A 24,613-nucleotide genomic window follows, 5' to 3' on the forward strand; every position below is an offset into this window, starting at 1 on the left:
TTTGAGTAAGTGCTATTTCAAGTGGCTGCCGGCTCCCATGAAGAACAGCATCGGGATCGACAGCAGGAAATTGGTGCGCGAGGCGAGCAGCGCGGTCCGCCCCCAGGCCGCCATCTCGGGCGGCGCGGGCGTCCCGTCCTTGGCCGTCCTCTCGACCGCCGCGATGATCTTCTTCTGGTTCGGCCAGATGATCGCGTGCACGTTGACCATCATGATCAGCCCCAGCAGCCCGCCGATGCCCACGGCGATCGCGCCGGTCCCGCCCTTGGAGTAGAGGTAGAAATAGAGGGCGAGGCCCGCCAGCACCGTCACGGTCGCCCCGTGCCGGAACCAGTTCAGCGCGCTCGGCATCAGCCTGGGGATCACGACGTTCTTGGTCGGCCCGTCGAGGCTCTTGAGGAACGCGGCGTTGATCAGGTTGAAGAAATACAGCAGTCCGATCCAGGTGATGCCCGCCAGGAAGTGGACCCAGCGCAGGAGCATCCCCACCCAATCTGTATCGGTCGTGCCGGCGAGCGCCGTGAACAGGACGGCCAGCACGATGGCCAGCGCGAATCCTGCTCCCATGGTCTGGAAGGGATCTTCGAGGAATTTCATCGGCTCCCCCTCTCCGGTTGACGGCTCAGGTTAATTGCTAGGTGCAAGTCTCTACCGCAGCGGCGACCGACTTGTCAAGAGAGCCGCGGCTGCCTCGGGCCGCCCGTCAGCGGGCCGGCATCCGGTCCACGGCGTCGCACAGCTCTTTCACCGCCTTGGCCGACTGGGCCAGCGCGGCCCGCTCCTCCGGCGCCAGCTCGTACTCGACGATCTGCTCCGCCCCGCTGCGCCCCAACTTCACCGGCACGCCGACCACGACGTCCCGCAGGCCGTACTCCCCCTCGCAGAGCACGGCGCAGGGAAGAATCCGCTTCTGGTCCTTCAGGATCGCTTCGACCATTTCGACCGCGGAGGCGGACGGCGCATAGTAGGCGCTGCCGGTCTTGAGGTGGTTCACGATCTCCGCCCCTCCGTCCCTGGTCCGCTTGATCAGCGCTTCCAGCCGATCCTTCGGCAGCCATTCGGACAGCGGCCGGCCGGCCACGGTCGTGTACCGGAGCAGCGGCACCATGGAGTCCCCGTGTCCGCCCAGCACCATCGCCTGCACGTCCCGGACCGAGACCTTCAGCTCATCCGCGACGAAGGCCCGCAGCCTGGCGGAATCCAGCACGCCCGCCATGCCGAGCACCCGCCCCTTGGGGAAGCGGCTCACCTTCCGCGCCACGTGCACCATCACGTCCAGGGGATTCGTCACCATGAGCAGGATCGCCTCCGGCGACCGGGCGGCCAGCTCCCTCACCACCCCCTCGACGATGCGCGCGTTGGTCGCCAGCAGCTCGTCCCGACTCATCCCCGGCTTGCGCGGCACTCCCGAGGTCACGACGGCGACGGCCGAGCCGGCCGTCTCGTCGTAGCCGTTCGTCCCGACCAGGCGCGAGTCGTACCCGCAGATCGGCCCCGCCTGGGCCAGGTCCAGCGCCTTGCCCTGCGGGACTCCCTCGACGATGTCCACCAGCACGATGTCGTAACAGTCCTTCTCCGCCAGCCGCTGCGCGACCGTGCCGCCGACGTTGCCGGCTCCCACCACCGTCACCTTGGGTCTTGCCATGCAGCGCTCCTTGCGTCGCTGTGTGAGTCAGCGACCCGTGGTCGGAGGTCAGGGGTCAGTGAAAGACCTTCGGGGCTCACTGACCACCGACCACTGACCACCTCCGCGTTAGTGTTCCTCGTGTCCGGTCCAGCCCGCGACCTTGAAGTTGATCGTGCAGACGAAGTTCTCGCCGTCGTAGAAATTGACCTTGATCTTCTTTTTCCCGTAGGTCTTCGCCAGAAACTCCTCCGGATGGTCGATCAGCTCCTGGTACATCCCCGGTCCGTAGGTGCCCAGCTCGGTGAAGCTGACGATCATGCCGGCCTTGACCTCCTCGAGGATCTTGACCGTACAGCGCGGGAAGACTTCCCAGAACTTGGCCCTGATCGCCTCGGCCGTGGGCTCCGGCCGCTCCTCGCCCGGCTTCACGTCCCGGTTGGCGAACTTGGCCAGCCGCCGCACGTAGGGGTACTGGTGCCCCGTGAACAGTTTGTAAAGCCACCCAGGGACCGTGGGGCTCTCTGACTGGTCTGCCACTTCCCGCTCCATCCTCAGTTTCCCGGCGCGGGGCGTGAGGCAAGGGGCCTTTCGGAAGCCCGTTCCGTTTCATGCCTCTCGCCTCTCGCCTCGAACCGCTCGCCAGCGCCTCACGTCGTGAGGCGCTGGTACATCCGCGGCAGGCGCGCCGGCAGGTCGGCGATCCGGTCCACGACCAGGAACCGCACGTCGCCGTACATCCGCCTCAGATAGTCGTCCGCTTCCCGGTCCACGGTGATGCAGAAGGGCTCGATGCCGGCCATGCGGGCCTCCCACAGCGCCATCTTCGTATCCTCCAGCGAATATTCGTCCGCGTACCGGTCGTCCAGCGGGCGTCCGTCGCTGATCAAGACCAGCAGCCTCACCCGCGCCGCGCGGGCCGCAAGCCGGCGCGCCGCGTGACGGATGGCGGCCCCGTCCCGGTTCTGCTGCAGCGGCGCCAGCGCGTCCACCCGCAGCGCGGCCCGCCCCCCCGCCGGCTCGTCGAAGTCCTTCACGACGACGAAATCCACCTGCCGGCGCCCTTGGCCGGAATAGCCGAAGACGGCATACTGATCGCCGACCGCGTCCAGCGCGGCGCTCAGCAGCACCAGCCCCTCCTTCTCCACGTCAATCACCCGGCGGGTTCGATCCCCCTGCGACTCGATCTGCCGGCTGGTGGAGCCGCTGAGGTCCACGAGAAAGGCTGCGACCACGTCCCGCTCCCGCTTCTCGTGCCGCACGTAGATCCGGTCGGAGGGCTCGGCACCGGCCGCAAGGTCGGAGAAGCGGCGGACCATGGCGTCCAGGTCCAGCTCGTCCCCATCCGTCTGCCCGTGGACCCGGCGCAGGCCCGGCTGGCGCAGCGCTTCGAAATAGCGGCGCAGGAGCCGGACCTCCGGTCCGTGGAGGGCCAGCGTCGCGTCCACGAAGTCCGCGGACCCCTCCGGTGCCACCCGCTCGACCACCCGGCACCAGCCGGACCGGTAATCCTGGAGCAGCCCGTCCCACTCGTCATAGAGGAACGCTCCGCCACGGGCCCTGCCGGTCCCGGCCGGCTCGCGCCGATCCTCCTCAAGCGCCAGCACCCGATCGAGACCGGAACCGGTCATCGCGCGGGGGACGGGCAGGTCCCCGGTCACGTCGCCGGGCCGATGGCCGGAGCCAGGAGCCCGCCCGCCGCCCGCCCCGGCCCCTTCCGGTTGGGCCGGCTCCGGCGCGAGCCCGGCCTTCGCGTCGTCTTGGACTTGGGGCTCGCCACCGCTTCGATCCCGAACCAACTCGGGATCCATCGCGCCCCGATAGGCCCAGTTCGTCACCGGCCGGTACTGGCCGGAAGCCTCCGACGCCCTGGGTCCGGCCCCAAGGTCCGGCTCTTGAGCTGGCCGTGTCCCTTCCTCCTGACTCAGCGATTTGACCCCGCCCACTTGCTCGTCCAGCAGGACGTAGAGGCGATCCACCAGCCGGATGGTTTCCTCCGCGGTCGCCGCAGGGGTCAAGACTGTCCGGCATTGATCCCAGATGCGCCGCACGAGATCGGCGATCGCCTCCGGGATGCGCACCGTCTCCGGCCCTTCGGTGGACAGGAGCAGCAGGACATCCACGACCATCTCGCGGACCGACATCCCGTGCAAAAGGGACCTGGTTGTGACCGCTTCACGGGCCAGCGCAGCCAGGTCGGCTCGCAGCCCCGGATACTCGTGCCGCAGCCGGGACTCCACCCGCGCATCCTCCAGCACCGTCCAGAGGTCTCGAACCAGCCCCGGTTGGGGATAGAGCGAGAAGAGCTGATCGAGCGTCGTCAACGTCCGGCCCGGCTCGCGGCCATAGCGTCTGCAGACCCTGTCCGTCAGATCCGCCAGCCGGTCGAGCGGCAGGTCATAGGTTCCGAACTCCAAGTGCCCTGCCTCATGGGCCGTCATGACCGTATAGAGCCGGACGTTCTCCTCCCGCGCCGGATAGCGGCGCAGGATCGCCGGCAGCGAAATCGTGCGCCCGTCCGGGCTGACCGTGGCGCGGACCGGCTCTTTGGCAGCGGCCCGCCCCTCCGAGGACTCCGTGCGGTCCGGCAGAGCCTTGATCGTCACGTCAGTCCCGCAGAGTCCCTGGGCGAAGAGCTTGAGCGAGCGGGCCACCTGCCGCAGCGGCACGCCGCTCATGGCCTGCTCCAGCGAGGCCAGGGCCTTCCTGGTTTCCAACGAGAAATAGGCCCGCGCTCCCTCGGGGCTGTAGGCCAGCACTTCCATCCCGCTTCGGAACCACTCCTCGAACTTGTCCTGCCTGCCCGCCCCCTCTCCGAATAGCGTGAGGATCTCAGGGGCCCGGCGCAGGTAGGCCAGGACCGATTCGGCGTCCAGCTCGGCGACCAACAGACCGTACTGCAAGACCCTGGTCCGCCATTCCTCGGACGGCAACGTCCGCAGGAGTGAGGGGGCCTCGGACAGAAACACGATGGCCGTCTGCTGGTCCCGATCCGCCAAGGCCGAGCCGAGGGCCACCACCCGCTTCCGGACGGCAAGGCCCTCCACGTCGCCCAGGATGGCCGGGCTCGTCCGGAAGAACTCCAATGTGCCGACGTAGTCGGTCTTGCCCAGGCTGTTCTGCGTGATCAATTTCATCCCGAAGGCCACCCAGGACCGGACCTGATCCAACGGAAGCACCGAGGCCACGGCCGGGCTTTGTTGGAGGAACTCGATCGCCAGCACATAGTCCTGGTTGGCCAGCTCCGCCCCCACCTCCGCCCAGGCACCGAGATCGGCCACGGGCAGGATCGCGAGCAGCTCCGGCGCCTTCCTCAGAAAGTCCAACGCCAGGTTGGCCTGCTCGTCGGCCAGCTCCAAGGCCACGGTCAAAACCTGCGCACGGGCCTGCTCCGCCTCGATCAGCCCCAGCACGAGCGGGCTCTCCTTGACATACTTCATCGCCGCAGCCCCGGATGAGCCGGCCAGCGCCACCCCGAGGTCCAGCCACGGCACGACCGATCCCAGTACGCCCCGACGGCGCAGCTCCGGCAGGGCTTCCACCACGAGCCGCGCGACCTTGGCCGAGGCCTCCTGGAGCTCGTCCAGGAGGGTCAGGACCGCCGGCGCCTCCCCCGTCCGCTCCAATTCGGCGGCCAGATCCGCGGCCGTCGCCTGGCCCAAGGATTCGGACAGACGGGCGATCAGTTGTTCTTGCCCACGGTTCGCCATCGGAAATTCCGCGAGAATTTGCGAATTGTAAAGGAGGCCGCGCTGCTTGTAAACTAGCGCGCAAACGCTTCGCCCCCTTCACTGCACCGGGAGACGCACGGATGAATCGACCGAACCAGGCCAGTCTCGACAAGATGTGGAAGTTCGCGAAGGGTTTCGCCGAAAAGAGCGGCACGACCTTCCATCCGAACAAGGCCGTGACCGACGCGGTGGTGAACGGCCTCGCGGCCCACGCGGACGAGCTGGGCAAGCCCCTCTGCCCCTGCAACTTCTACCAGGACAAGCAGGCAGAGGCGAAGCTGCGCCGCTGGATCTGCGCGTGCGACGAGATGCAGGTCTACAAGTATTGCCACTGTCTCCTGTTCGTGCGCGAGGACGGACTGCCGATCACCGAATACCTGCCGGAGGACCATGAAGGCCGGCAGGTCTACGGGCTGGTCCCAGACCCGACGCCGGACAAGGGCCGGGCCCTGCGCCACAAGGCCCGGCAACTGGCAACCGAGCGGACGTCCCAATCTTGACGCGTCCTCCGTCGCCTCGGCGCCGATTGCTGCTTTCCCTCATGGCGCTGGTCCAGGTCGTCTTCGCCTCCTTCTCCCCGGTCTCCATGACCGCCGTTGATCCGAAAACGCTCCCCGTCACCACCGATCTGGCCCGCCAGCTCCGCGCCCACGTGGACGAGCTGGCGAGCCCGAAGCTCCGGGGGCGGAAGCCCGGCACGGAGGGGAACCGAGCCGCCGCCGCCTATCTGGAGGCGCGTTTCCGCGAGGTCGGCCTCCACCCCCTGGCCTCGCTGGGCGGCTACCGGCAACCGATCTCCGACGAGTTGGGGGACAACGTGATCGGGGTCAGACCGGCACAAGCAGGGACGAGCGCGCGCTGGCTGCTGATCGGGGCCCACTACGACCACCTGGGAGGGAACTATCTCGGCGCCGATGACAACGCCTCGGCCCTCGCGATCCTCATCGAGACCGCCCGATCGCTGCCGCCTCTGCCGACCCATCCGGTCCTGTTCGTCGCCTTCAACGCGGAAGAGCCGCCGTACATCCGCACCGAGCAGATGGGCTCCCAGCACTTCGTGGATCACCTGCCGGCGGAGATCGGCTCGCCGTCGGACATCCAGGCCGTCGTCATCATGGACCTGATGGGCGGCGTCCATTGGGCGCCGTTGCAGAACGTCCTGTTCGCCGCCGGCGCCGAGAAGAGCCCCGCCCTTTATCGGCGCCTCTTGGAGACAATGGGGGCGGCCGATCGTGAGACGTTAGACGTAAGACGTGAGACGTTGGGTGAAATGCACAAAGGAGTAGGACCTTCCTCCCCCTCGTCACGCTTCACGTCTCCCGGTTCACGTCTCACGGTTCTGCCGGTCGGCATGCACCTGGTCGAGGAAATTCCGCTCATGGGGCAGGTCGCCTTCAGCGACTACGATGCCTTCCGCAACCGGTCGGTGCCGTTCCTCTTCCTCTCGGCCGGCCGGACGCCCCGCTACCACCAGCCGACCGACCTGCCGGACACCCTCCACTACGAGCGGATGGCGGCGACCGTCCCTTGGCTCCGAGACTTGATCGAGCGGCTCGATCAGGATCGCGAACCCTACCGGTTCGATCCGACCCGGATCGAGTTCGCCGACGAGGTCGCGACGTTCCGGCCCCTGGTCGAGCAGGCCGCCGAGTGGGGCACCAGGATTCCCGGCACCTCGCCGATCTCCCTCTGGAAGCTGAAGCGGGATCGAGACTGGCTGGCGCGGCTGGACCCGGCCGCGCCCAGACCGGAGGATGTCACCAGGCTGGAGCGGCTTTCGCTCCGGATGCAGTGCCTCCTCACCGACTTGCCCGTCTGCTTTTTACTCTGACGGTATCGTCCCTCAAAACGTCAGCACCTTCTCCGACTCGACCACCCATTGCGCCAGTTGGCTCATCGTGCTGATTTCGGCCCCCTCAATGAGCTTGAGCTGGTGAATCCCCCGCCCCTCGGCGCAGGTGCCGCAAATCTTGACCTGTCCGCCTTTGGTGATAACGGCCTTGAACATCCGTTCAACGTTGTAATACCCCTGCGGCGTCGTCTGATTCGGCAGGACCCCCGTCACCGCATCCGCCATCAGAAAGACGCGAATGGCGACATCAGAATGCTCCTGCTGCAACTTCATCGCGAGGCGCAAGGCGTTGTAAACTTTCTCGGAACCATAAGGCGCATCATTGATGACAATGAGAATCTTCATGGCCTCCCCCCGCTCACACTCTGTCAGCCTTTAGCATAACAAACGCGCCTTCGTCGCATCCCTCGCGGACCTCCACACATTCCGGGGACATATCGCTGGGCAGACCGAACAGTGTTTGGCAAAACCGCAGCGCCCCAAAGCCAGCTTCTTCTACCCAGCCAGCCACACGCTCCACCGAATAGAAGTGCGCGTCCCGATAGAACGCGCTCCCTTCCTTGCGTTGCTCGTACAGTCGCCCAAGCTCACTGTTCCGGTTAATGAAGCCGATGAGAAGATGCCCACCTCGCTTCAGCACCCGCCTGAGTTCTCGAATCAGAGTCGGCACGTCGTCCACAAAGCAGATCACGGTCACGAGCAGGACCGTGTCAAACTGCTCGTCACGGAAAGGCAACCGCTCCCCCACGGCCTGGCAGACGCGAACGCCGCGCTGGCGCGCGACTTCCAGCATCTTCCGGCTTGGGTCAATCCCAAAGCCGACGCCGAGCGGGACTGCAAACCGCCCGGTCCCCACACCGATCTCCAGGCCCAGGCCGGTCGGAGGAACGAATCTCCTCACCGCCTCGACCTCGGCCTGATAGACAGGCTCATGCTCGTCGAACCATCGGTCATACTCCTGGGCACGATCGTCGAAGACTGTCGCGCCGCGCATCACCGCGCTCACTCGTGACTCAACGGATAGGCGCCGACCGCCCCCGTCAGCGGCAGCAATAGCATTCCCGGGAGGGTGAGCCGGGCCGGGTCGCGGAACTGTTGGAGACCCAGCACCATCCCTTCCTGGCCATGCGCCGGCTCGGCCCGATAAGTCCCCAGCAGACGGTCCCACCAGGGGAGGTTAAAGCCGAAGTTCGTGTTGGTCTCCCTCGGCAGGATCGAATGGTGGATGCGGTGCATGTCCGGAGTCACCACGATCCAGCGGAGGCACCGATCAACGGCCGGGGGCATCCACACGTTACTGTGGTTGAACATCGAGGTGGCGTTCAGTACCACCTCAAAACACAAGACCGCCGCCGGCGACGGGCCGATCGCCGCCACCGCCGCGAATTTAAGGACCATCGAAAGGGCGACTTCGACTGGATGGAACCGCGCACCGGTGGTGACATCGCAATCCAGGTCCGCGTGGTGCATCATGTGAAAGCGCCAGAGGATGGGCACCGCGTGGAACATCACGTGCTGGAGGTACAGGACAAAATCCAGCGCCACGACTGCGAGGAAGCCTTCCAGCCAAGTCGGCCAGCCCAGACTGTTGAGCAACCCCCAGTCTCGCTCTCCAGCCAACACCGCCAGGCCCACGGCCCCGCTGGCAAACAGGAGGCGGAGGACCATCGAGTTGAGGACGACGACCGAGAGGTTCGCCACCCAGCGTCGCAGCTTGGAGGTGGTCAGCCGACGGCGTGGCCTGAGGACTTCCCATCCGGCCATCAGGCCCAGCACCCCGAGAAACGCAGACAGGCGGATGACCGTCTCAACGTTCATGCTCGTCGTCTCCTACCGTGCACCGGGGGCGGAGCCCCTCTGATCAAGCAACCGGGCAATTTCGTCCACCGCGAAGCGCGGGAGGGGGCGGGGCCGGCGCCCATCGGTCACGAGGCGGACTCCCTCCCTTGCTGGCACGATGGTCCCGATGTGGGCCGCCGCGATGCCGGCTCTAGTCAGGCAACGGAGAATGGCCGGAGCGGAGCGGGGAGCCGCGCAGATCAGGAGCGAGCCGGAGGCGATGGCCCCCAGCGGATCGAGTCCGCAATCGGCGCAGAGCCTGGCCCCTTCCGGCAGCACCGGGATCGCGCGCTCCTCGATCCGCAGCCCGACCTTGGAAGCTTCGGCCAGCTCGTAGAGCGCGGTGCTCAAGCCCCCTTCGGTCGGATCGTGCATCGCGTGGACGCCGCCGGCCGCGAGGGCGAGCCGCGCGTCCTCGAGGACGCTGATGCCGGGATCGTCGAGATACCGCCGGCAGCGGGCCGCGAACCGGACGCCGTAGCGCCGCCGCAGCTCTCCGGCTCGCTCGCGCGCCAGGATCGAGACCGCTTCGATCGGAATGCCCTTGGTCAGGAGGACCGCGTCGCCGATCCTGGCGCCGGCCGCCGTGACCAGTCGCCCCTTCGGACAGTCGCCTAGCAGACAGCCCACGATCACCGGCCTGGCCGTCGCGGTCGTGATCTCCGTGTGGCCTCCGATCAACCGGACGTCCAGCCGGCGGCAGGAGGCGGCAAGTTGCGTGAAGATCTTCGCGGCCGTCGCGCCCGTGGTCTTTCCCGCCGGCAGCAGGATCGTGGCCAGGAACCATCGGGGCGTGGCGCCCATCACGGCCAGGTCGTTGGCGTTGATCGTCAGGGCGTAGGCGCCGGTCCCTTCCGAAACGAAGGTGATCGGGTCGGTCTTGGCCACCAGATACCGGCCGCCCCAGTCCAGCACCGCCGCATCCAGGCCGATGCCCGGTCCCACGACGACGCAACCCGTTCCGCGAGGCGCCGCCTGCGCCAGCAGTCTGCGGAGCAGGGAGACCGGCAGTTTGCCGGCAGGCAAGGCGTTGAGACGGGCGCTTCGTCGGGCTCTCATGAAAGGCGCGCCCTAGTGCGAAAGAGAGAAGACCTCGCGGACCCGCTGCGCGGTCACGCCTTTGAGCAGGATCCGCTTCCGGCGCGACGACTGGCCGGCCTGCACGACCACGGAGGATCTTCTGAGGCCGAGCTGCTCGGCCAGGTAGGCGCAGAGTCCCTCGTTGGCCGCTCCCTCGACCGGGGGCGCGGCCACCCGGAACTTCAGCGCCGCTCCGTGCAGCCCCGCAAACTCGGTGCGCGAGGCGCCGGGCTGGACGTGCACGGTCAGGACGACGCCGTCCGGCCCGTCCTGCGCGACGGCTTGCCTTGGGTCCATCATGAGCGGGGAGAGAAAGGGAGGATCGGGAAGCGCGCAGACTCAGCCCTTCACGGCCTGGAGCGCCTCGCGCAGCTCCCCCACCCGCCTGGCGAGGAGGTCCAGGTGCATGTCCCGCTGGGCCCGATCGTCGCGCGTCTTCCAGAGGCGCCGGAAGACGATCCCGACTTCCCACCGGAGCGTTCTCGCCTTCGCATAGGCCACGGTCTTGGCCTGCTCCTCGGTCACGTCACAGGCGGATTTTTTCAGCGCATAGAGCTGGTTGTGCAGCGCGTCAAAGCTCTCTTCCGTGTACTGCCCGCGCACGGCCTTGATGCTGGACTCGATCATGTTGGTCAGGTTGATCTGGGTCTCGATCCCGCTGGGTCCCTTTGCCTGCTCCAGGAACTCGCCGGCCCTGGGGTGCATCAGGCTTCCGCAGCCTGATAAGCCGGCTAGCAATGCGGCAACGACCAGCGAGCGTCCGAACGTTTTCCTAAACATCCGTGCCTCCCTGGATTAAGTTTCGGCGAGAGGCAAGTGGCGCGGGGCTAGAGGTAAAAGTTCTCGTCTAGTTCCGACCCCTTGGCCCCTAGCCTCGTGCCTCTAGCCTGATCCTAGAAAATCGCCTTCACCAGTTCCTGGATGCTGCGCTGCATGTCCGGATCGTCGGTGATCGGCTTGGCTACCGCCGCCTCGCAGGCCCGGGCCGGCTCGATGCCTTTTCGAATCAAGGAGCCAGCGTAGATGAGCAGCCTCGTGCTGACCCCTTCCTCGAGCCCGTGATTCCGGAGATTGCGCACCTTCTCCCCCAGCTTGACCAGCTTGATCGCCGTGTCCCGGTCCACGCCCGCCTCGTGCTCGATGACCCGCGTCTCGATCTCGCGCGGCGGATACGAGAACTCGATCGCCATGAACCGCTGTTTGGTGCTCTGCTTCAGGTCCTTGAGCACGCTCTGGTAGCCGGGGTTGTAGGAGATGACCAGCATGAAGTCGTCCACCGCCTCGACCACCTGGCCCTTCTTTTCGATCGGCAGCAGCCGCCGGTCGTCGCTCAACGGGTGGATGATGACGGTCGTGTCCTTCCTCGCCTCCACGATCTCGTCCAGGTAGACGATCGCGCCGTGCTTCACCCCGAGCGTCAGCGGCCCGTCCACCCAGACCGTCTCCTGTCCCTTCAGCAGGAATCGCCCCACCAGATCGGAGGCCGTGAGGTCCTCGTGGCAGGCCACCGTAATGAGCGGACGGCCGAGCCGATAGGCCATGTGCTGGACGAAGCGCGTCTTCCCGCAGCCGGTCGGGCCCTTGAGCATCACCGGCATCTTGCTCCCGGCCGCAATCGTGAAGAGGTCGGTCTCGCCGCGCACGTCGGCGTAGAAGGGCTCCTGCCGGATGCGGTACCGGTCGATCTCCAGCTCGTGCCCCTTGCTCCGCGTCTGTTCCCCCTGCCGGCTCATGTCAGGTCACCATTAACCGAAACCGGCCGCAAGATCAAGTCGGCGCACGGCCCTCCCGGTCCGATGCCTCATCTTTCGCACCGGGGCGCGATCCACCAGGCGCCTCCTCCAGCACCAGGACCGGCAGCCGGATGACGAAGGTGGCTCCCCGCCCCAAGTCGCTCTCGACCGTCAAGGTCCCTCCCAGCTCCGTCACGATGCGGTGGCAGATCGCCAACCCCAACCCGGTTCCCTCGCCGATCGGCTTGGTCGTGAAAAAGGGCTCGAAGATCCGGGCCTGGTTCTCCGGCGTGATGCCGGGCCCGTCGTCGCCGACGCGAACCTCGACCCACCCGCCTTCACGACCCGACACGGGGAAGGGGCGAAGGGGGGACGCGGCGATTTCTCGATCACCCTGTCGCTCCTTCTCCGCGTCTCCGCGTCCCCGCGTCCCCGCGTCGTCGGCCAGAGAAGCGGACACCGTCAGCGTGCCGCGTCCGTGCGCGGTGGCCATGGCCTGCCGGGCGTTCGTCATCAGGTTGAGCAGGACCTGCGTGAGATCCTGGGGGTCGGCGAGGACGCGCGGCAGGTCCGGCGGCAGGTTCGTGCGGACGGCGATCTGATGGATGCTCAGGTCGTTGGCCATCAGTTCCAGCGTCCTGGCGATCAGGCCGGGGACGTGGCACACCTCGCGGCGGCCGCCGGCGGTGCGGGCCACCCCGAGAAACCGGCTCACGATCGCCGAGGCCCGGTGGGTCGCTTCGTAGATCGCCGCCAGATCCTCCTGCAGCCCCTCGGTGGTCGCCCGATCCAGCCGGCTCCTCGCCAACTGCGCGTGTCCGCTGATGATGAACAACGGGTTGTTGAGCTCGTGGGCGACGCCGCCGAGGAGCGTGCCCAGCGCCGCCAGCTTGTCCGCCTGCCGGAGCTGCTGCTCCATCCGCTTGCGCTCGGTCTGGTCCTCGATGACGACCACGCGCTCGCCGCTCTCCGGCTCTCCGATGCAGCTCACGCTTAACCGGAAGAGATGCCGCCTGTCGGCGGGCATCAGGCATTCCACCTCGACCTCGCCGGAGCCTGCCCGGTCCAACCGGACCGCCCCCAGGACCTCCTCGATCCTGTCCGCGGGAAAAGCCTCCCCGATCGGGCGCCCGACGGTCTCTTCGGGAGACCGGTCGAAGGTCCGGTAGAACGTCCGGTTGGCGAACTGGACGGTGAAATCCTTGCCCAGGCGCACGACCGACACGGGGAGGGAGGTCACGGTCGCGCGGTACTGCTCCTCCAGCACCTGCAGCGCCTTGGTCCGCTCGGCGACCCGCTGCTCCAGCCGCAGGTTGGCTTCCCGGAGTTCCTCCTGCTGCGCCTCGACGAGCTTCTTGAGCTCTTTGAACCGGTCGGTGAGGTGTCCGATTTCGTCTCCCCGCGGCGCAAAGACCGGCGCGGAGCCTCCTCCGCCCGCGCCGCCGGCCGGCTCCATCAAGCCGGCCAGCAGGGCCAGGGGTCGCGAGATGGTCCGCCTGGTCCCCAGCGCGATCACCCCCAACACCAGCAGACAGAGGCCGGCCCCGCCGGCCACCGTGAAGAGGAGGTCCCGACGGCTCTCCTGCACGTACCGCCCTATGGGCAGCACGATCTCGAGGCCGCCCATCACGTCGTGAAGCTTGAAGTCGCGTCTGGGACTCTGCGGATGCGCGTTGTGACAATCCACGCACGACTGGGCGGAAGCCCGGTCCGCCCGCAGCACGCGCAGCACGGGACGGCCGGCCATGACCTCGGTCCTGACGTACTCGCCGGACGGCTGGGCGGCCAGATAGGCGAAGGCCTCGCGCTGGAACTCGTCCGTCAGCCCCATGGCCGGGTTGATCGGCCAGGGGCTGACCAAGCGCGCCGCGAACCCCTCCGGATTGGCGCCGGTGAGAATCTCGGAGACCTCGCGCAACAGCGTGGCCGGCAGCGGCAGGCGGCCGTGTACCTGCCGGTAGTCGGCCCCGAACGTCCCGCCCAGCTCCTGGACCTTGGGCACGACTACGGAGGCGTAATATTCCCGCTCCGCCATGATCTGGTTGGACAGGCTCCTGGCCCGCTGCGTCAGCTTCTCCTGCAGGTTGGCCTCATTCCGCACCCAGACCGCCCAGGCCGCCAGGCTCGCCACGAGGATGACGGGCGGGACCGTGAACACCATCAGCTTGGTGCCGATCCGCCACCCGTCGGGCGGACGTATGAGTTGCAGGAGCTTCACGGGGCGTCCAGCACTTCCCGGAGCTTGCGCGCGAGCGCCGCCGGGGTGAAGGGCTTCGCCAGGAACGCCGTGTCCGCCTGCAACACGCCCCGCTGGACGATCACATCGGTCGTGTGCCCGGACATGTAGAGCACCTTCATCCCGCGTCGCAGCAGCACGAGCCGCTCCGCCACCTCCCGTCCGTTCATGCCCGGCATGATCACGTCGGTGAGCAGGATCTGGATCGGCCCCTGATGCGCGCCGGCGATGCGCAGCGCCTCCTCGCCGCTCCGGCTCTCCAACACCTGGTACCCGTACGAGCGCAGCACCCCGCTCAACATGGTCCGGATCGAGTCTTCATCCTCCACCAGCAGGACGGTCTCCGAGCCGCCGGGGACCTCGCTCGGCGGTCGGGGCGGCTGGTCCGCCTTCGCCTTTTCCGCCGACGGCGGGAAGTACACCCGGAACGTGGCCCCCTGCCCCGGCTCGCTGTCCACCAGGATGTAGCCGCCGCTCTGTTTGACGATGCCGTAGACCGTCGCGAGCCCCAGCCCGGTGCCCTGGCCCTTCTCCTTGGTCGTGAAGAACGGCTCGAAGATGCGGGCCCGGGTCTGGCGATCCATCCCGCCCCCCGTGTCCTGCACCGCCAGCACGGCGTAGGAGCCTGCCGGCACGATCACGTGTTCGTGCACGTAGGGCTCGCGCAGCTCGACGTTGGCCGTCTCGACCGTCAGCCGGCCTCCCCGCGGCATGGCGTCCCTGGCGTTGACCGCCAGGTTCAGGACGACCTGCTCGAGCTGGGTGGGGTCGGCCTTGATCCGCCGCAAGGCCGGATCCGGCCTCGAGACCAGCGTGATGTCCTCGCCGAGCAGCCGCCGCAGCATGCCCCCCATGGCGGCCACGGTCTCGTTCAAGTCCACCACCTGGGGCGTGAGCATCTGGCTTCGGCTGAAGGCCAGCAACTGCTTGGTCAGCGCACCCGCCCGTTCGCCGGCTCTCTTGATCTCTTCGACCTGGTCCCGAAGCCCTCCCTGATCGCGCATCTGCTCCGACAGCAGTTGGCTGTGGCCGATGATCACGGTCAGGAGGTTGTTGAAGTCGTGGGCGATGCCGCCCGCCAGTCGTCCGATCGCCTCCATCTTCTGCGACTGGCGGAGCTGCTCTTCGAGCTGGCGGCGCTCGATGAACTGGCCGAGCTTGACCCCGATGTCGGCCATCATGCCGAGCAGGTCCTGGTCTGGCTGGCGAATCTCGTGGCTGAAAAATTCCAGTATCCCGAGGACTTCCCGTCCGAGCAGGACCGGAAACCCGAAGGCGGCGTGCAGGCCGACCTTGGCCGCGACCGGCGCCCGCGGAAAGTTCGGGTCCTTGACGACGTCGGGAATCCAGGCCGGCTGGCCGCTCTCCCACACGCGCCCCGGCAGCCCGACGCCGGGCGTGAAGGTGCGCGACCGGCTGAGCGTCACGAACTCCTCGACGCTGACGGCGGGGACGTGCCAGATGGTCTCGCACCGCAGGACCCCGGCGATCCGGTCCACGCGCCAGACCGCTCCCAGCTCCCAGCCCGTCGTGTCGCACACGGCCTGCAGGAGTCTCGGCGCGGCATCGGCCAGCGTCGCGGACTCGACCAGGACTTGGTTCACGGCCAGTTGCGCCACCTGGCGCTTCTCCGCCTGCTTGCGCTCGGTGATGTCCCGGACCGATCCGATCATGCGCACGGGCCGGCCCCGTCCGTCGTACAGGGCGTGGGCCCGGTCAATGACCTCGGCGTACGTGCCGTCGGCGCGGCGGAACCGGTACTCGCCGACCCAGAAGCGCTCCCCCGCCTGCAGCGCCGCCAACCGGCCAGCCAAGACCTTCTCGCGCTCGCCGGGGTGGACCCCCTCGTACCAGAATTCGAGGGACGGGCGAATCTCCCGACTCTGATAGCCGAAGAGGACTTCCAAGCTGTCGTTCCACCAGACCTCGTTGGTGGCCACGTTCCAGTCCCAGATCCAATCATGGGTCGCCTGGGTGACCAGCTCGAACCGTTCGTTCTGCTCCCGCAGGTTCGCTTCGGCGGCCCGAGCCCTCCCGCTCTCCTGCCGGGCCTGCGCCCATTCCCGCCGAACCCGTCCCGTGCTCCACAGCAAGAGACCGAACATGGGCAGCCAAACCACGGCGCCGGCCAGGGCCAACTTCCAGAGCACTTCGTAGATCGGCGTCAGGATGTCCAGCCGATCCATGCGGACCAGCACGGTCCACTTCAGCCCCTGAAACGGCCCATAACCCCGCGTCATCGCGTACCCCGTCACGACCTGCACGTGCCGGCGCAGGTGCTCTTCTTCCGTATAGCCGGGCACGCCCGACTCGCTCAGGAGCGCGGAGGGCAACCCCATCTTTTTGAGATTCACGTTGCCCTTGTGCGCGATGTCGGAATCCACGAACGCGTCGCCCTTCCAGGTGAGGAACTGATACTCGAGCGTGACCGGAAAGCTCTCCCGGGCCTGGAACGCCCGGATGGTTCCGGTCACGACGGCTTCCAGCGCCGGGACCCCCACGCGTGTCGTGACCGTTCCCAGGAACTCTCCGCGCGGGCCGACGATCGGAGCCGTGAAGGCCACGGACTCGACTCCGCCAGCCGCTTCGTAGGGCTCCACGTCGCCCACGTGCACCTTGCCGCCGGCGCGGGCAGCCAGGAACCAGGGGGAGCGGCTCTGATCCTGCCCGACGGTGGCCGGGTCCGTCGCCGCCACGATCCGGCCGGCCGGATCGGTGACGCCCATCCACAGGTACACCGGATAGGCCGTGCGCATCCAGGAGAGGTACGCCGTCAGGTAGTCCCCGTCACGATGCCGGCCGAACGCCCGCGCCATCATCAGGACATCGCCGTGCCGCTCGACCAGGAGCCGGTCCAGCTTGTCCGCCACCTCGGCGGCGGCCAGGGACAGGTTCTCCCCCGTCGTCGCCACGAGCCGGCGCTCCACGTAATACAGCGCCACGGCCCCGATGGAGAGGGCCACCAGGGTCATGACGATGATGAGGCCCTGGAGCCAGCCGTAGGGCCGTTGGACGCGGGGCCCCTGCTGAGGGGAGGGTGAAGCCTCTCGCCGCTCGCTTGCCATCTGTCCCCCTCGGTGGGAAAGGACAATCGCGCTCGCGACTTACGACTCCGTTGCGATGAAGCTCGGGACGAGCCGAACCGGATGGTAGTCCCGCTTGGATCGCGCCAGGCTCGGGAGCCCCGAGTCGTCCATGGTGTTGACGAACTCGTAGCCGAGGGCGGCCGTCTCGCGGCAAGACTCCCGAAAGAGAAACTGGGCCAGCCCGGGGAGCGTCCGGTCTGCGACTTCCAGCAGGACACAAAACACGGACGGGGACCGTTCGAAGCCGAAGGTATAGGCGCGCACCACGCCGTCCACCCGTGCGACGCGACCGACGAGCCCCAGCGCGCGATGGTGCGCGAAGGCTTCGCGATGGGCCGCTTCCGCGTCGGCCAGCATCTGCCGCGCGACGGGGTCATGGGTCGCCCGGCGCTTCTGCTCCGTCCATTGCCGGAACAGGGCCAGGCACTCTTCCCGAAGCCCCTCCTCGTAAGGTCCGTACCGGACCCGTCTGGTCCGGACGACCCGGTTGCAGGCGGCGCGCTGCGACTTGTACCGATCCCCCTTGAGACCGGCCAGGTCGGCGGTCCGGTAGAGATAGTCCGGGTCCTTGGGCTTCACCGGATAGCCCAGCGACTCGAAGACCGGCTTCAGTTCTTCCGACACGTTCTCGACTCGGGTGACGGCCGAGCCGCGATTCCTTTTCCGCATGAATTTGAAACATGCGGACAGAATGGGCGCAAGGTTCGAAGCGCTAGGCCAGAGGAACGAATCACACCCCGTGCCTCGCGCCTCGCGCCCCGTGCCTAACTCAGCAGGCAGCGGCGGGAGGGGCATGTAGAACCCGTCCCCATATTCAGCGAACAGGCAAACCTGGCCGGCGATCTCGGTCCACGAATAGGTCAGCAGCGACCGCCAGATGAAATGGGGCGCGAAGGCGTAGGCGGCGAGCGGCGTTGGAAAGGACCGCATCGCCTGCTCGAACCGGGGCCGGTCGGCGAGTTCAAGAGGATGCAATGTGATGGGTGATGGGTGATGGGTGATGGGTGAAGAAGGAGGAACGCTCTTGACGCCGGGGACCCGTCGCTCCGAGAAATGCAACGGGTGCCCTTCACGCCTCACGAGCCGTTCGGTGAGCTTCGGGAGCGGCTTGACGACGACGACATCCTCCTGGAACCGGCCGACGAGCCGTGGATGTCCGGCGAAGATGTCCCGCGTCTCGTCCCGCTCGATCAGGTCCGCGATCCGATCGGCGTACGCCTCAAGCTCGGACACGGGGCCAGAGGCACGAGGCAAGGGGGAAAACTCGGTCCCCTCGCCCCCCACCCCTCGCCCCTCGCCTGTTTGCAAGAAAGGACACTTGGTATCCCAGCCCAGCACCACTTGGCTCCGGTCGGCGCTCCACATGACCGCCAGCGGATAGAGCTGGCAGTCGAGCGGGCGCGCCTCGTAGATGCGGCACCGGGAAGCGGAGTGATCGAACGCCGGGCAGAGGTAGCCTTCCCCGACCGGATTGGGGACGAGCGCCACCTGACAGCCGGCAGGGTCGGGAAACTGGGACGGCCCGACCCCGTGGGCGACTGCCCGCTGGATCTCCTCCCGGGTGAAGTACGGGCGCAGGAAACTGTCCGGCTCCGGGAAGCGGCAGCAGACATCGCACTGGAAACAGGCCCGGCTGGGCACGTATTGCGGCAGCGGAATCACGGGGATGAGCGTGCCCGGCCGCTTCGAGTCCGTCTGATTCATGGCCTTGTCATCATACGCCGCGCATCTCGACCAAGCAAGGAACAGACCGCCTCCGTGCCACGACTTGAAGAACTGCCCAACCCGGCTATACTATGATGGCTCCGGCTCACCATTCTTGGGGGAGGCCCACTGGCGCCTTTGTCCTTGGCTCCGTTTGAGCAGAATCGCTGGCTTTCCCTACGACTGACTCCGCCGTGAAGATGGCTGTCCGGATGATCCCATCGGCCCGGGACTGCTGGCGCTCCACCTTCCAGTGATGAACGGCTTCCCCCTCGTGATCGCCCACCGGGGCGCGTCCGGACTGGCTCCGGAGAATACGGCCTTGGCCGTGGCCCGCGCGATCGCCCTGGGCGCCGACATGGTCGAGGTGGACGTGCGGCTCACCCGCGACGGCCATCCGGTGATCCTGCACGACCCGGTGATCGGCCGGACGGTCCGCTGGCCGACCGGCTCTGCCGGCGCACGCCCGGTCCGGCGCCGCATCGCAAACCTGACGCTGGCCCACATCAGAAGGATGGACGCCGGTTCGTGGTGGAGCCACGCCTGCGCCGGCCTTCCGGTTCCCACCCTCGACGACGTGTTGGACCAGTGCGCCGGCCGGATTGCGGTGAACCTGGACGTGAAGGGCGGCCGGGACATGCGCGCGGCGGCACGGCGCCGACTGGTCGCGCACCTGGAGCGGGCGCTGCTGGCCCGTCACGCCAAGGACTGGGTGCTCATCTCCTCCGAAGACCTGCGCTTGCTGAGCCTCGTCCGCACCGCGATGCCGGCCGCCTGGCTGGGGGTCCTGGTCGGTCCGGCCTCCCGCCTGCCGCAGGCCGTTCGCGCGGCTCGCCGGCTCAAGGCCTGGTCCCTGCACCTGCCCCTGGCCCTCATCAATCCGGAGCTGGTCCGGTCCGTCCATGCAGAAGGACTCAGGCTGCTCGTCTACACCGTCAACCGAACCCCGTCCCTCAGACGGCTGATCCGGCTCGGCGCGGACGGCGTCTTCACCGACTGGCCGGACCGGCTCCTGGCCGCCCGCGGGGTTCCTTTGGCCAAGCCGATCAGCAAGCCTGCACGCGACAGGCAGTAGGCGGGAAACAATAATGGTAGACACGCAGCGAGCACCGCTCGCCCATCGGCGATCCCCTTGTTTGGATGTCGGACCCCATGTTACGATCAGCCCCGTCCGCGGACGGATCGTCACCCGTCATTCGTCGTGCGAAGACGGGTGACGCGTGACCCAGACGACCGGCTGATGGCTCTCGCGCGCGATCTCACACACCCGACCAGGAACGCCGCCGACCTGCACCGGTGCGTCACCGTCCGGGACTCCCTCGTCCGCGACGGCCTGTATGACGCCGCAGGAGACGGCCAGGGGGGGGCAAGCACCCCGGTCGCGACCCGCTGGCGCATCGCTCCCGGTCCGTTCCTCCTCTCGCCCGCCGAGGCGCGCTTCTTCCACACGCTGGGGAACCATCTCCTGGCCTTTTACCGGGCGCTGAACCGCCTGTACCAGGAGAGCGTCCGGGGCACGCAGCCAGCCTGGGTGGCGGCTTACCTGGACCAGGGAAAGCCGGAGTCGCTCGTGGCCTACAGCCGCATGAAGCGGTTCAAGGACCTGCTGCCCGCCGTGATCCGGCCGGACATCATCCCGACGAACGAGGGGCCGACCGGACACCGGATGGCGATCACGGAGCTGGACTCGGTCCCCGGGGGCATCGGACTGACCGGCGCCCTCGGAAGGGTCTACGGTCAATGGTCAGTGGCCAGTGGTCAGTGCAAAGAAAATCAAACCGAATCTCTCACCACCACCCACCGATCGCCGCCCACCGACCACGAAACTTGGGAGATCGTCGGCGGCGCGGACGGGATGGTCCGGGGATTCGCCGCCATGGTGCGCCACCAGACGGCGGGCCGGGGCGGGTGCGTGGGGATCGTTGTATCGGAGGAGGGCAAGGATTACCGGCCGGAGATGACCTGGGTGGCGGCCCGGCTGCGAGAGGAGGGCCTCGACGCCCACTGTGTGGAGCCACGGGAGATCCGGTTCACGGAAGAGACGCTGGTCCTGGATCGGGAAGGGTCGGCCAGGCCGGTTGCCCTCGTCTACCGGTTCTTCGAGCTGTTCGACCTGCCCAACGTGCCCAAGGCCGAGCTCATCATGTACAGCGCCAAGAAGGAGCGGACGGTCGTCACTCCTCCGTTCAAGCCGGCTCTGGAGGAAAAGCTGGCCTTCGCCCTGCTCCACCACCCGGTGCTGGCGCCCTTCTGGTCACGGGAGCTGGGCGAGGAGTCCTTCGCGCTGCTGAGCGACCTGGTGCCGAGAACCTGGATCCTGGACCCCCGGCCCCTGCCGCCCTCGGCCGTGATTCCCAACCTGTCCGTGGCCGGCCGCGCCGTGGCCGACTGGCGAGACCTGGCCATCGCCTCGCAGAAGGACCGCCGGTACGCGGTGAAGCCGTCCGGATTCTCCGAGCTCGCCTGGGGCAGCCGGGGCGTGTCCGTCGGGCACGACCTGTCCCAGTCGGAGTGGGCGGACGTCCTGGACCAGGCGCTGGCTTCCTTTCCCACGACCCCGTACGTCCTGCAGGAATTCCACAAGGGCCGCCAGTTCGACCTCAGCTACCACGACGAGCGCACGGACGAGGTCGTCCCGATGGCCGGGCGCGCGCGCCTGTCCCCCTACTACTTCGTCACCGGCGACCGGGCGGAGCTGGCCGGCATCCTGGCCACCGTCTGTCCGCTGGACAAGAAGCTCATTCACGGGATGCGGGACGCGATCATGGTCCCCTGCGCGGTCTCAACCGGCGGGCACGAGGTACGAGGCTAGAGGCGCGAGGTAATGGGGAAGCAGGACTTCAGGGAATTGGTTGTATGGCAGAAGGCCAAAGACCTCGCCGTCGCCGTGTATCGCATCTCCGAGAGCGGAGCCCTAACAGGCTGCGCACCTCGCGCCCCGAGCCTCGCGCCTCGCACCCCATGAAATTGGCAAAGAGAGCATCCTGATTCTGCAATGGCGCTCACCCTCTATCATGTGCATTGGTGTCCCGAGTGCGCGATCGTCCGCGAGAAGCTCGAGGAGCTGGGGCTGGAGTACGAGGACGTGGTCGTGCCGGACGTGCGCATGTTTCGGAAACAGGTGCACGAGGTCTCGGGACAGTATTACGTGCCCGTGCTGAAGGACGGCGATCTGGTCCTGACCGAGACCCGGGACATCCTGTCGCACCTCGACGCGCGGCATGGGAAGGGCGGCTCCGGAACGGACGCCCCGCCCACGCCCGCCGCTCGAACCGACCGGAAACCCGACGCGCTGAGCGACGACGACCGGTATCCGTCGTGCCGCCTGTTCCCAGGGAAGTAGGACTGGCCGAAGGAGATCTGCGATGGAGGACTGGAGAAAAAGCCTGGCCGAGAGCGTCGTGAAGCCTCGGGACTTGGCCAAGCACCTGGGCGTTGATCCCGAGGAGATCGAGGCCGTCGTCGGCGACTATCCGATGCGCATCACGCCGACCGTCCTGGCCACGATCAAGAAGCCGGGGGACGCGATCTGGAAGCAGGTGGTGCCGGACCCGGCCGAGATGGCGGACTTCGACGCGCCCGACGACCCGCTCGAAGAAGACACGATGAGCCCGGTGCCGCACCTGGTGCACCGCTATCCGGACCGGGTTCTCCTGATGGTCACCAACCAGTGCCCGATCTACTGCCGCTTCTGCACGCGCAAGCGGCTCGTCGGGAAGCCGGGATTCCTGAAGAAGGGCGAGCTGGACCGGGCGATCGCCTACCTGCGGGCCCACGCGGAGGTCCGCGACGTGATCCTGTCCGGCGGGGACCCGCTGCTCCTGCCCGACCACCTCCTGGAGCGGATCCTGAAAGCGCTGCGCACGATCCCGCACCTGGAGATCATCCGGCTCGGGTCCCGCGTGCCCGGCACCCTGCCGCAACGCGTCACGCCGAAGCTCTGCGAGATCGTGAAAAAGTACCATCCGATCTACATGAACCTGCACTTCAACCACCCGGACGAGCTGACGCCCGAGGTCAAGGCCGCCTGCGGCATGCTCGCGGACGCGGGGGTGCCCCTGGGCGCCCAGACGGTGCTGCTCAAGGGCGTCAACGACGACCCTGAGGTGATGAAACGGCTGGTCCACCAACTGCTGCAGGCCCGGGTGAAACCCTATTACCTCTACCAGGCGGACCTGACCAAAGGTACCAACCACTTCCGGACCACGGTGGAGACCGGCATGGCCATCGTGCGCGCGCTGCAAGGCCACACGAGCGGGATGGCGGTCCCCCATTTCGTGATTGACGCGCCCGGAGGCGGCGGCAAGATCCCGATCCTCCCGCCCGACTACCTCGTGCACCTGGACGAGGACGGCGCCGTGCTCAAGAACTACGAGCACAAGACCTTCCACTACCCCCAGCCTGCGAACGGGAACGGCCCCTTCGACATGGCTCAGGGCAGGCGGGAGTTGCCCATGGTCGGGGCCCGTCGGACCAACGGCGGACAGCCGGCCCTGAGCGGATGCGGCAACGGACCGTTCGAGGTTCCGTGACCAGACGCCAGCCCACCCAGTCCCGTCATACGTCACGGCACGGCATCCTGCCGTACCAGTCCGTCAAACGGCTGGTAGCCGACCGGGTCATCCGGGCGGAGGCGCCGATCGAGGCCCGCCAGATCCAGCCGGCCAGCCTGGATTTGCGGCTGGGGAAGAAAGCCTACCGGCTGCTGAGCAGCTTCCTGCCCGAGCGTACGGAGATCCAGAGCCGCCTCAGCCTCCACGCCTCCTCCGAGCGCGACGTGCTGGACTTCTACAAGTCCGACCTCGTCATGTACGAGATGGATCTGCGCGACGGGGCGATCCTGGAAAAGGGCCACGTCTACCTCGTGCCTCTGCTGGAGAGCCTGCACCTGCCGCCGACGCTCCGGGCCAGGACCAATCCCAAGTCCTCCACCGGCCGTCTGGACGTCTTCACCCGGGTCATCACCGACCTCAACACCGGCTTCGACGAAATTCGGGCCGGCTATGCCGGGCCGCTCTATCTGGAAATCGTCCCCCGGTCCTTCACGATCCGGGTGAAGACCGGCCTCTCGCTGAACCAACTCCGCCTCGTCCAGGGGGACGCGGCCGTGTCCGACAGCCGCCTCCGCGATCTCCACCGGACCGAGCCCCTGCTCTATCACAACGTGACCGAAGAGAAGTCCGTGCCGCTGCGCGACCTGCGCATCGACCGCGGGCTCTTCCTGCGCGTGGACCTGCAGGGCTCCGACAGCCACCGCGAGGCGATCGTGGGCTACCGGGCCAAGAAGAACAGTCACGTGATCGACCTGGCCAAGATCGGCTACTACGCCGCCCTGGACTTCTGGGACCCGATCCGGCGGAGCCGCAACAGCACGCTCCTGCTGGAGCCCGAAGAGTTCTACATCCTGGCGTCCAAGGAGCGGATCCGCGTGCCGGTCGGTTATGCCGCCGAAATGGTGGCCTACGAGGCGGCCTGCGGCGAGCTCCGGACCCACTACGCCGGCTTTTTCGATCCGGGATTCGGGTACGGCGAGGGGGAGCTTCGCGGAACCCAGGCCGTGCTGGAAGTCCGGCCGCACGACGTTCCCTTCCTGATCCACGATGGACAAACCTTCTTCAAGGTTGTATACGAGAGGATGTCCGAGCTTCCCTCCCAGGTTTACGGAGCGGCCCTCGGGTCCTCGTATCAGCGGCAGGGCCTGACCCTCAGCAAGCACTTCAAAGCGTAA

At 67.3% G+C, this 24,613-nt stretch carries 21 protein-coding genes; 7 read left to right on the forward strand and 14 right to left on the reverse strand.

The window, feature by feature from the left end; genetic code table 11:
- Positions 1-12: 12 nt before the first annotated feature.
- From AB1411_05425 to AB1411_05440, 4 genes are all read right to left on the reverse strand, one after another.
- Positions 13-597 carry a urate hydroxylase PuuD gene (locus AB1411_05425; protein ID MEW6543032.1) on the reverse strand — a complete coding sequence of 195 codons (585 nt, stop codon included), beginning with the start codon at positions 595-597 and terminating at the stop codon, positions 13-15.
- Positions 598-703: 106 nt separating this feature from the next.
- A complete protein-coding gene (gene mdh, locus AB1411_05430) occupies positions 704-1,645 on the reverse strand; it encodes a malate dehydrogenase (protein ID MEW6543033.1) in 942 nt (313 codons plus the stop codon).
- Between the two features lie 108 nt (positions 1,646-1,753).
- Positions 1,754-2,164 carry a hypothetical protein gene (locus tag AB1411_05435; GenBank protein ID MEW6543034.1) on the reverse strand — a complete coding sequence of 137 codons (411 nt, stop codon included), beginning with the start codon at positions 2,162-2,164 and terminating at the stop codon, positions 1,754-1,756.
- 110 nt (positions 2,165-2,274) lie between these two features.
- Positions 2,275-5,334, reverse strand: coding sequence for a VWA domain-containing protein (locus AB1411_05440; protein ID MEW6543035.1), 3,060 nt, complete (start codon positions 5,332-5,334; stop codon positions 2,275-2,277).
- 101 nt (positions 5,335-5,435) lie between these two features.
- Between AB1411_05440 and AB1411_05445 the strand changes: the two genes are divergently transcribed.
- Positions 5,436-5,855, forward strand: a complete 420-nt coding sequence (locus AB1411_05445) for a ferredoxin-thioredoxin reductase catalytic domain-containing protein (GenBank protein MEW6543036.1) — start codon at positions 5,436-5,438, stop codon at positions 5,853-5,855.
- Positions 5,856-5,896: 41 nt separating this feature from the next.
- Positions 5,897-7,186, forward strand: a complete 1,290-nt coding sequence (locus tag AB1411_05450; GenBank protein ID MEW6543037.1) for a M28 family peptidase — start codon at positions 5,897-5,899, stop codon at positions 7,184-7,186.
- Positions 7,187-7,198: 12 nt separating this feature from the next.
- Here AB1411_05450 and AB1411_05455 read toward each other — a convergent pair whose 3' ends face one another.
- From AB1411_05455 to AB1411_05500, 10 genes are all read right to left on the reverse strand, one after another.
- Positions 7,199-7,552 (reverse strand): DsrE family protein, encoded by a 354-nt coding sequence (locus AB1411_05455; protein ID MEW6543038.1) that lies wholly within the window; start codon positions 7,550-7,552, stop codon positions 7,199-7,201.
- Positions 7,553-7,565: 13 nt separating this feature from the next.
- On the reverse strand, positions 7,566-8,213 hold the full coding sequence (locus tag AB1411_05460) for a methyltransferase domain-containing protein (protein MEW6543039.1): 648 nt from the start codon (positions 8,211-8,213) through the stop codon (positions 7,566-7,568).
- Complete coding sequence (locus AB1411_05465) at positions 8,210-9,025, reverse strand: sterol desaturase family protein (protein MEW6543040.1); 816 nt, start codon at positions 9,023-9,025, stop codon at positions 8,210-8,212. The genes AB1411_05460 and AB1411_05465 overlap by 4 nt, the downstream gene beginning before the upstream one ends.
- Before the next feature lie 12 nt (positions 9,026-9,037).
- Positions 9,038-10,105, reverse strand: a complete 1,068-nt coding sequence (locus tag AB1411_05470; GenBank protein MEW6543041.1) for an AIR synthase family protein — start codon at positions 10,103-10,105, stop codon at positions 9,038-9,040.
- Positions 10,106-10,117: 12 nt separating this feature from the next.
- On the reverse strand, positions 10,118-10,423 hold the full coding sequence (locus tag AB1411_05475; GenBank protein ID MEW6543042.1) for a DUF167 domain-containing protein: 306 nt from the start codon (positions 10,421-10,423) through the stop codon (positions 10,118-10,120).
- A gap of 42 nt (positions 10,424-10,465) precedes the next feature.
- On the reverse strand, positions 10,466-10,906 hold the full coding sequence (locus AB1411_05480; protein MEW6543043.1) for a hypothetical protein: 441 nt from the start codon (positions 10,904-10,906) through the stop codon (positions 10,466-10,468).
- Positions 10,907-11,019: 113 nt separating this feature from the next.
- Entirely contained in the window at positions 11,020-11,859 is an 840-nt protein-coding gene (locus AB1411_05485) for a CbbQ/NirQ/NorQ/GpvN family protein (GenBank protein ID MEW6543044.1), read from the reverse strand.
- Between the two features lie 34 nt (positions 11,860-11,893).
- Positions 11,894-14,077 (reverse strand): ATP-binding protein, encoded by a 2,184-nt coding sequence (locus AB1411_05490; protein MEW6543045.1) that lies wholly within the window; start codon positions 14,075-14,077, stop codon positions 11,894-11,896.
- Positions 14,074-17,160 (reverse strand): ATP-binding protein, encoded by a 3,087-nt coding sequence (locus AB1411_05495; GenBank protein MEW6543046.1) that lies wholly within the window; start codon positions 17,158-17,160, stop codon positions 14,074-14,076. Before AB1411_05495 ends, AB1411_05490 begins: the two co-directional genes overlap by 4 nt.
- 39 nt (positions 17,161-17,199) lie before the next feature.
- On the reverse strand, positions 17,200-18,885 hold the full coding sequence (locus AB1411_05500) for a phosphatidylglycerol lysyltransferase domain-containing protein (protein ID MEW6543047.1): 1,686 nt from the start codon (positions 18,883-18,885) through the stop codon (positions 17,200-17,202).
- A gap of 256 nt (positions 18,886-19,141) precedes the next feature.
- Here AB1411_05500 and AB1411_05505 point away from each other — a divergent pair, with 256 nt between their 5' ends.
- The 5 genes from AB1411_05505 to AB1411_05525 all read left to right on the forward strand — a co-directional run bounded on the left by AB1411_05505 (position 19,142) and on the right by AB1411_05525 (position 24,613).
- Entirely contained in the window at positions 19,142-19,960 is an 819-nt protein-coding gene (locus AB1411_05505; protein ID MEW6543048.1) for a glycerophosphodiester phosphodiesterase family protein, read from the forward strand.
- Between the two features lie 165 nt (positions 19,961-20,125).
- The gene (locus AB1411_05510) at positions 20,126-21,697 is read left to right on the forward strand and encodes a hypothetical protein (protein ID MEW6543049.1); all 1,572 of its coding nucleotides are present in this window, start codon (positions 20,126-20,128) and stop codon (positions 21,695-21,697) included.
- A 183-nt stretch (positions 21,698-21,880) separates the two neighbouring features.
- Complete coding sequence (locus AB1411_05515) at positions 21,881-22,228, forward strand: glutathione S-transferase N-terminal domain-containing protein (GenBank protein ID MEW6543050.1); 348 nt, start codon at positions 21,881-21,883, stop codon at positions 22,226-22,228.
- A 22-nt stretch (positions 22,229-22,250) separates the two neighbouring features.
- Positions 22,251-23,417, forward strand: coding sequence for a KamA family radical SAM protein (locus AB1411_05520; protein MEW6543051.1), 1,167 nt, complete (start codon positions 22,251-22,253; stop codon positions 23,415-23,417).
- On the forward strand, positions 23,414-24,613 hold the full coding sequence (locus AB1411_05525) for a 2'-deoxycytidine 5'-triphosphate deaminase (protein ID MEW6543052.1): 1,200 nt from the start codon (positions 23,414-23,416) through the stop codon (positions 24,611-24,613). Before AB1411_05520 ends, AB1411_05525 begins: the two co-directional genes overlap by 4 nt.

The organism is Nitrospirota bacterium (assembly GCA_040757595.1).
In the GTDB taxonomy this organism is placed as follows: domain Bacteria; phylum Nitrospirota; class Nitrospiria; order Nitrospirales; family Nitrospiraceae; genus JBFLWP01.